The following is a 15,771-nucleotide window of genomic DNA, read 5'->3' as shown; positions in this document are numbered from 1 at the left end:
CCTTCTCCACCCGCAGTTAGAAACATTCATTCGGAAGGCGAAGAAGTCATTGCCGGAGAACGCATGGGTCGGGTTCCAGACAAATGGGATGTTGTTGGACAACAGCAGGGCTTCTTGCCTTGTTGACGCGGGACTTGACCGTATCTGTCTCTCCCTGGATACCGTCTCTCGTGACGGTTTCCGTACCATCCGGGAAGGCGGGGAGATAGGGGATCTTGAGGCGGCTTTTTCCGCCCTGAACAGAGCTAAACATTTACGGGGAAGGCAGGATCTCCGGATCGGCATCGAGTTTGTCCTTATGAGGGACAATCTGGGAGAACTTGGTGCAGCCCTTCGCTGGGCAGCGCGCCAGGGCGCGACCTTTGCTCTCGTAACGCAGCTTCTTCCCTATGACAGGGCCGTCGCGGGGGAGGCGGCATATGACACGAACACTGTCGGGGCCACCGCGATCTACGAAGGATGGAAGGAAAAGGCTGAGGCTCAAGGCGTGGACATCGGGCGCTACTTCGAGATCTTCATGAAGGTCACAAAAACCGAAGAGGACTTGAAGGTCCTCGGCTTTGTTGAGAAGATGAAGGAGGATGCGAGATCTCAGGACATAGCCCTCCACCTCGAAAGGCTCATCATGAGGGATGAGAATTGGCTCAGAAGAGTGGATGAGGCATTTGATGAGGCAAGAAGGATCGCACATGATGAGGGTATCGATATCAAGTTGCCCGGGAAGTCGCCTCAGAATACGAGAAGATGTGAGTTTGTGGAAGGGGACGCAGCATTCGTCTCATGGAACGGGGATGTCCACCCCTGTTATTTCCTCTGGCATCGTTACCGGTGTTATGTGGGCGGTTGGGAAAAGCATGTTAAGCCCTGGGTCTTCGGCAACCTCCGCGAGAAAGGGATCTTTTCGATCTGGAACGATGAGAACTACCGGTCCTTCCGGAAGAGCGTTCTCCGTTACCGGTTTCCCTTCTGTTTTGATTGCAGTTTCGCACTCTGCGACTACGTCCAGGTCGAGGATTTTGAACAGGATTGCTACGTAGAGAGTGTCCCCTGCGGCGCCTGCCTCTGGTGTACAGGACTCTTCCAGTGCCTTCAGTGATGGATTCTCTGGACTTCACTCCCTTCGTGCGAGTATGTCTCTTTTTGTCAGTTCATCCCTTTCCCACTGAATTCATAGATGTCGGAGAGAGTAACAGACAATGATGGAACCGGAAGGAGATAGCTGACTTTGGTCATTGACCTCAGGAAAAACTTGCGTCTATGCTGAAGTAGCCGTATGATAGGGGAAAAGGAGACTCCATGCTCAATTTTTTCTTCTTTATCATCATAAGTCTTATCTTCTTTCTGCCTGCGCTACGCAACCTGAAGCAAATGCGTTACAAAAGCGCAGGGACATTTATCCTGCTCGGCGCCCTGGCGCTTGCCGTCATCTATATCGGCAGTGATGTCTACCTCACGTCGCTCTGGTACGATAGTCTTGGATACGCAAGCCGATACTGGAAGGTGCTCTTTCTCCAGGCAGAGCTCTTTCTCGCCGGCGGGTTTGTTGCAATCTCCTTTGGCGTGGCAAATATCTTTTTCTGGTATCACGGTGCAAAACCGGTAGGGCCATCGCTGGTAAGGGACACCCGCTCAAAGCTCATGCTCCTGGCGGCACTTCTCCTCCAGATACCCTTGTTCATTGCCGCTGGCACGATAAGTTTCGCGCACTGGAACGAGGCCCTTCTTTTTTCCAATGCCGTATCCTTCGGGAAGGAAGACCCCGTCTTTCTGAAAGACATAGGGTTCTACATATTCAGACTCCCCTTCTTGAATTTCATCGTCGATTCGCTCGGCAGCCTCTTCACCTTTTCCCTTTTACTCGTGGGGGGCCTCTATGTGGCCGAAAATGCCCTTTTTCGTCTGTTTCCCGGACTTACCTTCGACAACTTTACCCGAAACCCTTTTATCCACCGTCTTGTTACGCAGATCTCGGCTAACTTCGTCTTCGGCACCTTTGTCTTCATCGCCAGTACCGTCATCGCCCGTTACGAACTTCTCTATTCCCATAGGGGTGTTGTCTACGGCGCAGGCTGGACCGACCTGCATGCCCAGTTGCCTGCATACAATGTTGCCCTCGCGGCGCTAGCGGCTTGTCTTATCCTTTTCCTTTATGCATCCTTCACGAGTTCGACCCGGCGGACCATAGGGATCTATCTCGCCAGCGCTGCCATCCTTGGCGGCATATGGATCGTCGGGCTTCAGACAATCCCCCAAATAGTCCAGCACTTCAGGGTAGCGCCGAACGAACTCCCCCTCGAAAGTCCCTATCTGGAGCGGAACATAAAGTTCACAAAAGAAGCCTATGGACTGACGAATGTCGCTGAGATAGAGTTTCCCGTCAACCCCTCGCCCAGCGGAGATCTTACTCAAAGCGACCTGACGATCATCAACGGCATACGTCTCTGGGCACCGGACATCCTCAAAGCGGTAAACGACCAGACGCAGTTCATACGCCTCTACTACAATTTCCCCGATGTCGATGTCGACCGGTACATGCTCAACGGGAAGCTCACGCAGCTCATGCTCTCTTTGCGGGAGCTGAACATCGGTCGCCTCGCCGCCCAGTCAAGGACATTTCAGAACGAGACGATGATCTACACCCATGGCTACGGAGATGTTGCAGCTCCGGTAAACAAGTTCACCCATGAAGGGTTGCCCGAATACTACATAAAAGACATCCCGCCCGTTGCGTCCTATCCCGAGCTCAGGATAGACCAGCCGCGCATCTATTTCGGCGAAGAGACGTTCAACCACGTCTACGTCAACACCAAGTTGAAGGAGTTTGATTATCCAAAGGGTGACACCAACGCGCAGAATACCTACTCGGGCAAGGCAGGCGTGAAGATCGACAGCTTCCTGAAGAAACTCGTCATCGCTATCCGCTTTGACGGGCTGAGGCTCTTCACTACCCAGGAGCTCACTCCCGAAAGCCGCATCCTCTTCATTCGGGACATCAATCACAGAGTGCGTACGATCGCACCTTTTCTCACCTTCGATAACGACATGTACCATGTGATAGCAGACGGAAAGATCTATTTCATCTGGGATGCTTATACAACCGCAGCGACCTATCCCTATTCACAGCCGACCATGGGGAAGGCAAATTACATACGAAACAGCGTCAAGGTTGTGGTCGACGCCTATGAAGGCTCGGTTGACTTCTATATCGCCGATAAGACCGATCCCATCATCAGGGCATATGCAAACGTATTTCCAGCCCTCTTTAAACCCTTCGATGCGATGCCACAATCCCTGAAGGTCCACGTGAGATACCCCGAGGACCTTCTCACCGTCCAGAGCCACATCTATGCGATCTATCACATGGCAGATCCCGGCGTATTCTATAACCGCGAGGATGCGTGGGAAGTATCCCGTGTCGCCGTACGGCAAGAGGAAGCGCAGCCGATCCTGCCCTATTACCTGATCTCGAAGCTTCCCGACTCGGAGAGGGAGGAGTTTGTTCTCACCCTCCCATTCTCCCCTTTCAGCACTGATAAGAGCAGTCCGAGAAACAACATGGTGTCCATGATCATGGCGAGGTGCGATGGCGATTCATACGGGAAACTGATGCTCTTCAAATTTCCGAAGGACCGTCAGGTCTATGGTCCGCTCCAGATCGGCATCCGCATTAATCAGGACGAGACGATAAGCAAGGATCTCACGCTCTGGAACCAGCAGGGAAGCCAGGTGAGATTTGGAAATCTCCTCGCTGTGCCGCTTTCCGGCTACCGCCTCATGTACATACAGCCCATCTATATCCAGGCAGCAGTGGGGAAAATGCCCGAGTTGAGAAGAGTCGTGGTGGTTTTTGGCGATCAGCTCTCTTACGGCGCGTCCTTTGAAGAGGCCTTGTCGAGATTCTTCCCTATGATCCCGGGAAGGGCGGCCGAGAGGATCGCAAAGCCTGCAGGAGCAGAAGGGGAGAAGAAAGCGGAAAGAAAGGATCTTGTTGCCGCGGCGGCACGGGCCTTCGAGAACTACAGAAACCTTATGGGCAAAGGGAAGTACGAAGAAGCAGGAAAGGCTCTTGAGGAACTCGGAAGAATCCTGAAGGAGTTGAAGTGAGCGCAGAGGAACTTGTCAAACTCGATTATTCGAAGACGATCCTGAAAAATGTATGAGAATGTATGAGTGAGAAATCAATATCGGTATCATACGGCCGTTATGTCCTGGCCCTTCTCCTCGGTGTCAATCTTCTGAATTACATCGACCGACAGGTGATCTACGCCATCTTTCCGCTCATCAAGGACGACTTGCATATTTCAGACGCCAAGCTCGGCTTCCTCGGCAGCGCCTTTATGATCTGCTACATGGTGTCAGCTCCCTTGTTAGGGTGGATGGGAGACCGCATGAGCCGTGTGAGACTCGCATCTTATGGGTTGGCTGTCTGGAGTTTGGCCACTGCAGGTGCCGGCTTTGCCACAGGTTATGGGGCGCTCGTTACTGCAAGGACCGTGGTCGGTTTCGGTGAGGCCAGTTTCGGTACCGTGGCGCCCGGACTTCTTGCCGATTATTTCCCGAAAGAGCGGCATGGAAGGGTTCTCTCTTATCTTTACCTGGCGATTCCTGTCGGCAGCGCCATCGGCTATCTTCTCGGAGGAGTCATAGGCAGGACCATGGGTTGGCACGCTGCCTTCCTCGCCGTCGGCATTCCCGGGCTGCTTCTCGTCGCTCCTCTTAACGTTCTCCGCGAGCCCCGTCGAATGTGCGATGCGGGCTCGAAAGTGAACTATTTCTCACAGTCCTGGAAAGGCTATGCCCCGCTTCTCAGCCGGTCCTTCCTTACGAACACCATGGCCATGGCTGCCATGACTTTTGCCCTGGGAGGGCTGGCACAATGGGTTCCGACATTTCTCTACAGAATTCATAACCTCGATCTCGCCAGGGCGAACGCCCTCTTTGGCGGCGTTACCGTTTTGGCTGGGATCAGCGGTACGCTTGCTGGCGGATGGCTCGGGGACCGACTGCAGAAGAAGAGCAGGAAGGGTTATCTAACGGTTTCGGGTTGGGGCTTTCTTATCGGTACGCCCATCACGGTTCATGCCATTAACACGTCTTCCTTTTCCGGCTGCATGACCGCAATATTCTTTGCAGAGTTCTTTCTTTTTCTTAATACGGGACCGCTGAACACCGTCATAGTGGCGATAACGAAACCGACCGTACGTGCCATGGCCTTTGCCGCCAACATCTTTGTGATTCATGCATTAGGCGACGCCGTTTCGCCGACTATCCTGGGATGGCTCTCTGATCTTTGGGGATTGAGAAAGGCCCTTCTCGTGACTCCCGTTGCCATCCTCATTGCTGCTTTTTTATGCTTTCTCTGCATGCGATTTATAGAAAAAGACACCGCACATGAAAGAGCAGAGCCGTGAGTTGGTAGAACGAGGTAACGTGAGCAACCCGGAAGAGCCGTATGGATGGAGACGCCCGGCGCCCTGAGTACTTGAAACAGTCTGAGAGCAGGGGTGACTGGTAAAGTTCAAAGCGTTCGCCTATAATGTATATGAAAGGAGGTCAATATGTTTGAAGGACTTTTTCAGCCGATGCATCTGATCATTATCCTTGTGATAGCCCTGATAGTCTTTGGTCCAGGAAGACTGCCCGAGCTTGGGGCGGGGCTTGGCAAGAGCATCAGGGAATTCAAGAAGGCAATGTCAGAAGGCAGCAAGGATATTGATGCTGCCCCTGAGCCAAAGGAAACACCCAAAGAACTAACATCTCCCGCGACAATGGAGATGAAGCAGGAGATCGCTTCAAAGGACAAGGTGGAACAAAAGAAAGAAACCGCCGCATAGCGGTATTGTATAGCATTCTCTCCTCACGAGAGAGGCCGCCCATCTAGAATCCCGGCAACCAGAGCAGGGCTGAACTTGCGCTCCTCCTTACCCATGCCTGTCCTCAAGCAGCGCAAAAGCAAAAAACAGAACCGGATACTTGGCAAGCAATTTATAAGGGTCTTAAGCGGGAGGAGTTCCCCCTCCCGCCGCAAATTACGACTTCGGCTCCTTCTTCAGGGTCCTTGTAGGCCCTGTTTTCGCCAGCTTCGCAGCGTTCTCCCCTGCTATCCTTCCGAAGGTGATCGTCTGTGATATGGAATTGCCGCCAAGCCGGTTTGCTCCGTGGACGCCTCCTGTCCCTTCGCCGGCCGCGAAGAGACCCAAGATAGGCTTGCCGTCCTTCGCCATCACCTGAGAGTCGGTGTTGATCTTCAATCCGCCCATAGTGTAGTGCACACCGGGCCTAATCTCGATCGCGTAATATTGCGGCGTCCTGATCGGCCGCGGCATGTCAGGCCGCTTGAATTCCGCATCGTTCTTCTCTTCATATGCCTTGTTATAGGCCTCTACGGTCGCCTCAAGGGCGTCGGCAGGGACGCCTATCTTGGCGGCGAGGTCTTTAAGGGTATCGCCCTCAGCGACCAGCTTCAAGTGAAAATAGCCGTCAATTTGTTTGAGGCTCTTGCGTATCCCCTCATCAAATATCATATACGCAGATTTGCCTGTCTGGGCAAGGATGGCGGCTGAGGCGGCGTCGCGAGTGGTAATCTCATTCACAAACCGTTTCCCCTCATGGTTTACGAGGACAGCGCCGTTTCCCCTCACAGCCTCGGTTATCAGAATGCGGCTGCCCGCGGCAACCGTCGGATGTATCTGTATCTCCTTCATGTCGATGAGGTATCCTCCCGCGCCTGCGCCAAGGTCCTCGCCATCACCGGTAGCGCCCGGTTGATTGGAGCTCGTCATGCCCTTGTACGTCGGCTGGTAGTAAGCGACCCTCTCGGGATTCGCCGAAAATCCTCCCGCCGCGATGATGACCGCTTTAGCGGAAATCTTGTAGAGTTTGCTGTGCTTCCCTTCGACCAGTACTCCATTGGTGCGGCCCTTGCTGTCTTCAAGGATCCTTACCACCCTGCTGTTTACTCTGACGTCAATGTTACGGTCCCCGGCATTTTTCATGAGCACCTTTATAATGTGTGCTCCGACTGCGGCCCCACCACTAGGGCGGTGGGTCCTGCTTACACTGGCTCCACCCATTCTTCCCACATCGCTCAGATCGGCTCCAAGCGAAGTGAGCCAGTCAACAGAGGAAGCGGATTTGTCCGCGAGGATCTTCACGAGCTCGGGGTCATTCAGATTCTTCCCCCCCTTCATGGTGTCGTCATACATGAGCCGGCAGGTATCCTTGATGCCCTTCTCCTTCTGAAACTTCGTCTCGCAGGCATTCATCCCACCTGCGGCGAGCTGGCTGTTGCCGCCGGTGATCGGCATCTTTTCCAGGACGATGACCTTCGTTCCCTTGTCATGGGCGGTGATTGCCGCCGTGAGACCGGTGGCGCCCGACCCAATAATCACGACGTCGGCCTTGTCGACCCTGATCCCCTTTGGGACCTTTTCCACCCTGGGCAGTTCGATTGCCGGCAACTCCGCTGCCACTGCGCCGAAGGGGATCTTGAGGTCGAAATTATGGCAACCTAGGCAATAGGTCCACGAAGCCGTATGCCCGTGGTGACAGGCGGTACAATTGATTTTCCCCAGATGTGACTTGTGGGGATCCATTCCTTCCCCTTCCTTACCCTCAGGGAGCTGATCCTCTCCAACTGATTTCTGCATAAGGGCCATCTGGGAACCGTGGCATTCTGTGCATTTCTTGTTCACGACCGTTTCATTGTCATCGACGGATATTTTGTCGCCATGGCAGGCAGAACACTCAATGCCCTTTCCCTTGTGCATGTCGGCGAGGAAATCGCCCTTCGCCGGTTGCGCCTGTTTCTCACCCTTAGCCGGGGCGGGCCCTGCCCACGCTATGGGCACAGTGAGTGCAAACGATGCAAGAACCAACAGCATGATGGCGAGTCTCGTCATCTTCATCTGCATTCCTCCTGCTCTGGTCTGATTAGCTCGCAAGTTTCTTATACAAACCGTTCCCTTTGTCATCGACGCCTGAAGCACAAAATAAGTCCTCACTTTCTGTTCCCCGTTGAGAAAGTTTTGGCCTTTCCGGGATTGCAATCTCTGGGTTGATTGTATCATCAATAGGGGTGATTGTGAAGATGGCATTCTACCTCCTTAATCGCTCAATGGACCAATGAGTAACGCACTCACTTGTCTGATGCGAAGGCAACCACGGCGGGCTACAGCCTTTTGTATAAGCTCTGGTGAGAACTTCGTCCCAAAGCCCATCTTCTACGCCAGTCTGAAAATAAATTTTCGAAAACAGTCGGTTAGAAGGTCGCCAATAGGGCATGGCACTAGCCTTAAAATTGACAATGCGTCTGATGAAAGCGATATAATACTAACTTAGCAATATGAGTTGGATTGTTTTTGTCCTATTTTTTGCGTCAGGAGCCTGCGGCCTGATCTATGAAGTCATTTGGTCCCGAATGATGATGCTGATCTTTGGAAGAAGTACCCTCGCTGTCGGGACCGTTCTCGCGGCTTTCATGTGGGGTCTTGCTTTAGGCAGTTACGCACTCAGGAAATATGCCGACCGAAGCCGCAACCCCCTGCGAATTTATGCTTTCTATGAGATAGGAATCAGCATAACGGCTTTCATCGTGTCACTCGTTTTAGTCAGAATAACTCCGGCCTATGTATGGGTGCATGCGATTTTCGGTAAAAATCCTCTGGTATTCACCGTTGTTCGCTTTGTCATCGCCTTTAGCCTTCTCCTCATTCCTACAGTCCTGATGGGAGCCACACTGCCAATCCTGTCTCGGGTCGTAGTGAAACGTTTATCACAGGTTGGACAGGAATTTGGACTTCTTTACGCAGTCAACACTTTGGGAGCAGTTGTCGGGAGTCTTGCTGCCGGCTTTTATATCATAGGTCATTTCGGTTTGCAGGGAGCTATCGACGTGGCTGCTTTGTGTAACATAACTGTGGGCATAATAGCTTGGCTTGCATCCACCCGTTCAGTCCTCTCAGATATTCCGGTCGATATTCCTTCGTTATCCTCATCGCATCCCCCTGATAACGAGTTCAATGTGAGTGGCACGCTGTCGCGTCGGACTCATCGCATTGTACTGTCGGCCTTTGCACTGTCAGGCTTGGCGTCGTTTGCCTATGAAATCTTCTGGACTCGTTCACTGGTCTTCTTGCTCGGGAGCACTACGTATGCCTTTAGCCTTATGCTCACGGCATTCCTGTTGGGTATAGCGCTCGGCGGCTATGGAATCCGGTTTCTTCAGGAAATAATTAAGGACCCCTTGCGGCTCTTCGCCATAATTGAGATCCTCATTGGTGTTTATTCCGCAGTTGCTTTACCCCTGCTTTTTTTTCTTGTGAAGTCCGAAGTTGTCCGAACGTTCATTGTGCGTTTTTCCGCCAACTTGGAGCTTCTCGCCGTATCGGAATTCGTAATTGCACTGTCCGTCATGCTATTGCCTGCTACTTTAATTGGAGCGACTTTACCTCTGATGAGTCTGATCTTCGTTTCCGATCTTCAAAATACAGGCACTACCGTCGGGAAAATCTATGCAGTAAACACGGCGGGCAATGTGTTTGGGGCGCTTTTACCGGGGCTTCTCATCATGCCACTGATCGGGATCCAAAAGGGCATTCTCCTTATGGCTGCACTAAACGTGAGCCTAGGCATTTTGCTTCTTCTTTCACGATGGAAGCATGTCTTCGCCGCGGTGACGGTGACGACATCAGTATTCCTAGGTGTCGCTATTGAACTCATACACATGCCCATCTCCTTTCAATTTCCATCAGAGTTCCAAAGACGATGGGATGAGGTGCTTTTCTATAAAGAAGGTGGTCTGGTGACTACCAAGGTTTGGATCAGCGCAGATACGGGGGACAAGTTGATCAGCGTAGACGGCATCAACATTGGAGGGACCGGCGATTCCGATTATAAGCAACAGGTTCTGGCTCACTTGCCGAAGCTACTTCTCAAATCATACGGTTCTGAGCTTTCTGTCGGTATAGGGTCGGGCATACTGATGGGTGAAAGTGCCAGACATGCCTCGCTCAGGAAAATCGTGGGTGTAGAGATAGCGCGAGGAGTAGTCACCGGGGCACAGTACTTCTCAAAAGAAAATTTCAATATTCTCAATGATCCTCGTGCAGCTATAATCATTGAAGACGTCGTTAATTATCTCGAGACCGCAACGGCGAAATACGATATCATATCGGCCGATGAGAAAACGACTGGAAAATACGCATCCAACTCATTTTCATACTCAAAGGATTATTATTCGCTTCTGAGGCAGCGGCTCGCCCCAGGGGGACTTCTTATCCAATGGGTACCCACCGATCTGCCACCGTCACAATACGCTCTGGCTGTAAGGACGTTTCTTTCCGCTTTTCCCCATGTCCAGCTATGGTACTTCCCGCCCATAGGGCGGTTTATTTTGAATAACACTTTTCTTATTGGCTCGAATGAGCGCATTGATATTGATCTCGCAAGTATGAGCCGAGCTTTACAGGCTGATCCAGAAGCCTTCCAGGGCATTCGCAAATACGGATTGAGAACGGCTGAAGACGTGCTGGTCCACTTTGTTGGCAATGAGGAGACATTGCGTCGCTACATTCCGTCAGGTCCCATCAACACCTTCACAACGCCCTACTATGAATTCTACTCACCCCGTGACTACGCAGTGCCTCCTGACGAGAGAACGTTAGCTAACCACGAGTTATTGATGTCGGTGCTCGGACGTGACTTTAACCGCTTTGTGAGGACGGAAGAGAGGGGTCCAGTTGGTAATCGTTTGGACGCTGCGTTTCAGGCCGAGGGGACGTTTCTCAAGGGATACGAAGCCCAGCTGCGGGGTTTGCCAACTGACGAGGTAATTCACTATTACGACGAGGCAATTCGTATTGCACCTCTCAACTGGAACCTGCGGAACGAGGTTTGCTCATATCTTGTGAGTAAGTTCCGCTTGCACTATTTTAGAGGTGAGTATGCCGAGGCCACGTCTTTTATTCGGCGGGCAGTAGAGACTTACCCAGATGACGCTGCGGCTCACGCCAGCTATGCAGTCATGCTTTGGAAGATGAATCAGGCGGATCTCGCAGTGGATGAGTTCCAGAGAGCCTTGGTGCTGAACCCCCGACTCGTTTCTGTAAGAAGGAATTTGGCATCTATCTTCGCATCGAGCGGGCAAGGTGGAAAAGCAGTAGAACAGTGGCGGCAAGCCCTCGCTATAGACCCGAATGATCTTCCAACATTGGTCGAGTATGGGATCTTTCTTATCCAGGAGGGATCCAATACCGAGGCTCTCCAATATCTTAGAAGGGCTTACCAAGTGGACTCTGAATACCCACAAGTAATCGATGGATACGCCAGGGTTCTATATTTAACGGGTGACATCTCTCAGGCGCGCAGTATTGTTCTTAAAGGTGGAAAATATTACAAGGGTAATCCGTTACTCGAGAAGCATCGGGCTGCGATCTTGGGAGAAAAGTAGGCGGCCTTCCTGGCGACTTGAAAGGGAGGCCAGCTAAGCTCGAGTCTGACGCGCAGAAAATGAATTGCAGATTAGGCATTAAGGATAGGTTTCCAGAATGAACAAGCCGGTTTGTTATTGTTTCGGGTATTCAGAAGCTGACATAGAGCGGGATGTCAGGAAAAACAAAGGTCATTCCGTGATCCTTGAGAGAATAAAGGGCTTCAAAGCAGAAGGCACATGCCGATGTCATGAAAAGAATCCCAGCGGTCAATGATGCCTAGCTGATGTCCACCGTGTTGTGGACAGGGTAATCAATGGAGATCTTCCGGGTGACTTAAGAAAGAAACGTTGCTTTTCTAAAGAAACTATCTGATGGAGTTTAGCGTACACTGTCCGTCAGGTCAAGTGTGACCAACTACACATCCTGCTATGGAAAGTATGGATGTATCCATAGGTTTGGTGTGATTCTTGGGATAATCGTGGTTGTACTGTTGCTATATTCAAACAACGTTATCTTTTCCTGCTCCTTACGCTCTAAAGCATATTCAACAGTGCTGACCATATCTCTAAGTCTGAATGGTTTTAGAAGAATGTCTGTGAACGAATGCTTATTGGAAGCAAGATACCCATCGTCATCAATACCGAAACTACTAGACATGAGGACGATTTTAAGGGAAGGGTGTACTGTTCTTAGTTGTCTGGCACAATCTATACCACTGAGTCTTGGCATTTGGTGATTCATAAGAATCAAGTCCGGTGGGGGGTTTCTATTAATGACATCGAGAGCTTCCATACCATCTGAGGCTTCTGTAACAATATGCCCATAACGTTCCAGCACTTCATACAATGCGTATCTGATTACATCTTCATCATCTACAACCAATATATTCGCCATTGTTAGACTCCCCGCTACTTACGGTCTTGATGCCTTTTGGTTCTGATGCACAACAGATTCTGAAATATCCCTCTTAAAAATAATGGCAAACTCATCATTACCTCCCTTGAAGCTGATAATGCTAATGCGTAAAGATTAATACTGTACTGTGAAAATATGTTGAATTTTCTATTAAGTCTTTTTCACAATTTGAGGATTTGATACCTTGGCTTTCCATACGGATAGACTTTGTAACCATGCCGATGGTTACATTGATTGATATGATGGAAAAAGGGAATGTGCTTTTGACTGCCGGGTGTTGTTTGTTGGGTTCGGGTATCGACAGGTCAAACAAAAAAGAAGTGCAACACCTTGGGGTTTGGGTTATGCGCTAGACATTTTCTTGGTTGAGGCAATCATCACTGTTTTTCCAATACCGTTAGAGGGAAGGAGCCTGTCTTGTCGCCTAAGCAAAATTTTGCCCTATTTTATAACCAGCCCAAATCCCGACTAACCCACCAATAACAGCAAAGAGTATGGATGACATGGAAAAAGAGCCATCACCCCAAATTGAAGGGATGTAGCTGCCGACTAATGAGCCTATAATCATACCTGTCATGGTGAATCTCTTCATGATTATTTATAACATAATATCAGCAAGAAATATTGGGGCTTGCCACCCATAGCGAAAAAACTGATTGACCTTGAAATGGAAGGATAAGTAGTGGACTGAGGATGTCCAGTCTACAAGAAGAGATGGACTAAGAGAAAGAAGCACTGGCACTTTCGGTGGTGGCTCTTTCAATCTCCCACATTACTGTCCTGTGGACGTGAAGGAACAACCTTCATCCATCCCTTGGGACACTGTTTCACATATGGGTAGTAGCCCTGCGGATCCGGGCAATAATACCAATAGTTATGCTCCTCCCGTTTAGGGGCTGGCGGAGCATATTCTGGAGCTTGTTGTTCAACACTGGCCGGTGGTTCTAGATAGCTTGGATAGTACGGATAGCTCTGGTAGTAAGGATAGTAAGGATAATAGTATGGATAACCCCACCAAGGATACCACCACCCACCAATCCAAACACCCCCTCTCCAACCATAATAATGATGGCCACCATAATAGCCATATCGGCCATAATAACCGCCTCTGCCACCATAATAACCGCCTCTGCCACCGTAGTAACCGCCTCTGCCACCGTAGTAACCGCCTCTGCCACCGTAGTAACCGCCTCTGCCACCGTAGTATCCACCGCCATAGTGACCACCACCGCCGCCATAGTGACCACCACCGCCGCCAGAATGAACTACTGGCACTACTGGCACTTCCGCATAAGCAATCGAAATAGCTGCAAAAACCACAACTAACACGCTATGTAAAAGACAAATGGCCCTTTTCATACCCATCCTCCTCGCTGCTGGAGGTTTGCTCACCACATCCAACTCCCGCCGCTAATCCATGTAACTTGATTCTAAGCCTTAACCCATCCCAAGGCATCGACTTCTGCTGATTAAATAATAGCACATTTAAGATGGTTGTCAGTTCTTTTTGACAGTTCTCTTAAACGACTGAAACAGCCCGTTGTGTTGACGTCACGTGTTATTGGGATGGTGTAGATTCACCCTGGCTTGAACCAGTGCCTTCGTCCGCACTCTGCCCAGATTGACTCTCTCCTTCCTGCTGCATTCCTTGTCCAGACTCCGTCCCCTCTTGCAATTCCTGATCCGTTCCCTGTTCCGTAGATTGTGCATAGACTATTCCCATGCCTTTACCGACAAAGAGGCAGAGCGCCATAACGACTAGGATGCCAAGTATGGTTTTCTTCATCTTCTTCACCTCCAATCCTGAACCAGAGTCAAACAACATTTCTGTCGAAGCAACGTACGCTTTTGAAATCAGTACTTCCCATCAAAGGGTTGCTTCCCCTGCGTTATTCAATCATAACTTTCTTCTCTTTCTTCTTAGCCTCTTCTGTCTTTGGTATCCTTATCTCAAGTACACCGTCCTTGAATTTTGCAGATGCCTTGTCAGTCTGGACCTCCGACGGGAGGCTGAACGAACGTTTGAAGGAGCCATAGGAACGCTCGATACTGTGGTAGTCCTTTTTTTCTACCTTTTCTTCTTTCTTCTTCTCACCAGAAATCGTGACAGTATCTTCAGTCAGAGCTACATCAATATCTTCTTTTTTCATTCCTGGCAATTCTGCCTTTACCACAACGTTATCACCTTCCGTCAGGATGTCAATTGATGGGGCGAACTCCTCGATCCCAGGCATTTTCATCATCGGCATCCAAGACGGCAGGAAAGAAAAAGGTTTTCTAAAAAAATCTTCAAAGCGTTTTTCCATCTCATGAAACTTTGTTTCCATCTCCTTGAAAGGTGATAGAGTTTTTGTCGGTGCGACCTTCACCAATTCTTTTTTTGCTTTTTTTGCCATAATGCACCTCCTCTAATTTTCCAAGATTAATTAATTCTGGTGAGAACGTTGCTGAATGCTCCGCCGTTATGACTAGTTCATATCGCCAACACACGATCGGCATCTAAACACCTCAATGTCCCCCATAACCTATTGTGACTCTTTCACCTTCAACAATAACAGGCACGTTCCTGACACCTTTCGAGTAGTTGAGCATTTCCTCGAGTTTCTTGTGATCTTGTTTCACATCGAAATATTGTGCTGTTCCAAAGTCCCGCCTGGCTTTATCGGTGTAAGGTCAGCCAGCCTTCCCGTAAATAATGATGTTTGCCATGTGGCACCTCCTGCTTGAATTTTATAGCAGTGTCGTTGATAAAGCAATTATTAACAGTCTCAAAATAATATTTACAGATGTGCTCCCTATTATTGGTCATGCCCGAGATCCTTAGTCGGGCATCCATTCTGTTTCAAAGTGGATTCCCGCCTTCGCGGGAATGACGGCCGAGAATGTGCAGACTATTATGAGACCATTAATAAGAGATGTTAGAACTGTTAGAGACTATTTGGACATTCAGTTACTCACCACGGACAGTCGGATAAGGTCGCTGAAAGTGCCTCTAAGAACGCGGAAGGTTTTCGGAGGGCCCCTCGTAACCCTTTATTTTAAGAGCGGGCGACGGGATTCGAACCCGCGACCTTCAGCTTGGGAAGCGGTCTAAACCCGTCAACCACCTTGAAGGTGAGTATAGCAAATCTAAGATTATCAAGGCAATACGGGCATTACGCTATAATTCACCTTTATGTGGTTTTAGGGTATTTGATGTTGTTCCGTTAGAAAACGGTTAGAAGAATCTAATGAGGCGCTGGGAAAACCCGGGGCCTTTTTCTTCACAAAAAGTCTTTGTCCCCTATAATGCCGTTTGTTCTCATTGTTCATGTGATCGTTTGTTCGGCTGTTTAAGAATTATTTCAGTCTGTGGGGATTCCGGCGAATGCAGCCTCCATCGAAACAAGCTACTCTCAACGTTTCTCTCCGTATTATAGACTAT

Annotated in this window: 10 protein-coding genes and 1 pseudogene; 5 read left to right on the top strand and 6 right to left on the bottom strand. The window is 50.1% G+C overall.

Annotated features, from left to right (window positions below):
* The 4 genes and pseudogenes from VFG09_02710 to tatA form a co-directional block, all read left to right on the top strand.
* A partial coding sequence (locus VFG09_02710; GenBank protein ID HET6514044.1) for a radical SAM/SPASM family putative metalloenzyme maturase occupies positions 1–1,096 on the top strand: 1,096 nt, incomplete at its 5' end.
* A gap of 200 nt (positions 1,097–1,296) precedes the next feature.
* A complete protein-coding gene (locus VFG09_02705) occupies positions 1,297–4,104 on the top strand; it encodes a UPF0182 family protein (protein ID HET6514043.1) in 2,808 nt (935 codons plus the stop codon).
* A 62-nt stretch (positions 4,105–4,166) separates the two neighbouring features.
* Entirely contained in the window at positions 4,167–5,411 is a 1,245-nt protein-coding gene (locus VFG09_02700; GenBank protein ID HET6514042.1) for an MFS transporter, read from the top strand.
* A 147-nt stretch (positions 5,412–5,558) separates the two neighbouring features.
* Positions 5,559–5,717, top strand: a pseudogene (gene tatA / locus VFG09_02695) (twin-arginine translocase TatA/TatE family subunit).
* 312 nt (positions 5,718–6,029) lie between these two features.
* On the opposite strand, the gene VFG09_02690 reads toward tatA, so the two are convergent.
* Positions 6,030–7,907: a flavocytochrome c gene (locus VFG09_02690; protein ID HET6514041.1), complete on the bottom strand. Its 1,878-nt coding sequence runs from the start codon at positions 7,905–7,907 to the stop codon at positions 6,030–6,032.
* A 437-nt stretch (positions 7,908–8,344) separates the two neighbouring features.
* Between VFG09_02690 and VFG09_02685 the strand changes: the two genes are divergently transcribed.
* Positions 8,345–11,449, top strand: a complete 3,105-nt coding sequence (locus tag VFG09_02685) for a fused MFS/spermidine synthase (GenBank protein ID HET6514040.1) — start codon at positions 8,345–8,347, stop codon at positions 11,447–11,449.
* A 409-nt stretch (positions 11,450–11,858) separates the two neighbouring features.
* Here the strand turns inward: VFG09_02685 and VFG09_02680 are convergent, their stop codons facing one another.
* The 5 genes from VFG09_02680 to VFG09_02660 all read right to left on the bottom strand — a co-directional run bounded on the left by VFG09_02680 (position 11,859) and on the right by VFG09_02660 (position 15,056).
* The gene (locus VFG09_02680) at positions 11,859–12,326 is read right to left on the bottom strand and encodes a response regulator (protein ID HET6514039.1); all 468 of its coding nucleotides are present in this window, start codon (positions 12,324–12,326) and stop codon (positions 11,859–11,861) included.
* A 780-nt stretch (positions 12,327–13,106) separates the two neighbouring features.
* Positions 13,107–13,706 carry a hypothetical protein gene (locus VFG09_02675; GenBank protein ID HET6514038.1) on the bottom strand — a complete coding sequence of 200 codons (600 nt, stop codon included), beginning with the start codon at positions 13,704–13,706 and terminating at the stop codon, positions 13,107–13,109.
* A 199-nt stretch (positions 13,707–13,905) separates the two neighbouring features.
* Positions 13,906–14,133 carry a hypothetical protein gene (locus VFG09_02670; GenBank protein HET6514037.1) on the bottom strand — a complete coding sequence of 76 codons (228 nt, stop codon included), beginning with the start codon at positions 14,131–14,133 and terminating at the stop codon, positions 13,906–13,908.
* A 103-nt stretch (positions 14,134–14,236) separates the two neighbouring features.
* The gene (locus VFG09_02665) at positions 14,237–14,743 is read right to left on the bottom strand and encodes an Hsp20/alpha crystallin family protein (GenBank protein ID HET6514036.1); all 507 of its coding nucleotides are present in this window, start codon (positions 14,741–14,743) and stop codon (positions 14,237–14,239) included.
* A gap of 112 nt (positions 14,744–14,855) precedes the next feature.
* A complete protein-coding gene (locus VFG09_02660; protein ID HET6514035.1) occupies positions 14,856–15,056 on the bottom strand; it encodes a UXX-star (seleno)protein family 1 in 201 nt (66 codons plus the stop codon).
* Between the last annotated feature and the right edge of the window lie 715 nt (positions 15,057–15,771).

It is taken from the genome of Thermodesulfovibrionales bacterium (assembly GCA_035686305.1).
GTDB lineage: Bacteria > Nitrospirota > Thermodesulfovibrionia > Thermodesulfovibrionales > UBA9159 > DASRZP01.
The sequence above is the reverse complement of the archived record's forward strand: the minus strand, read 5'-3'. Positions and strand labels throughout refer to the sequence as shown.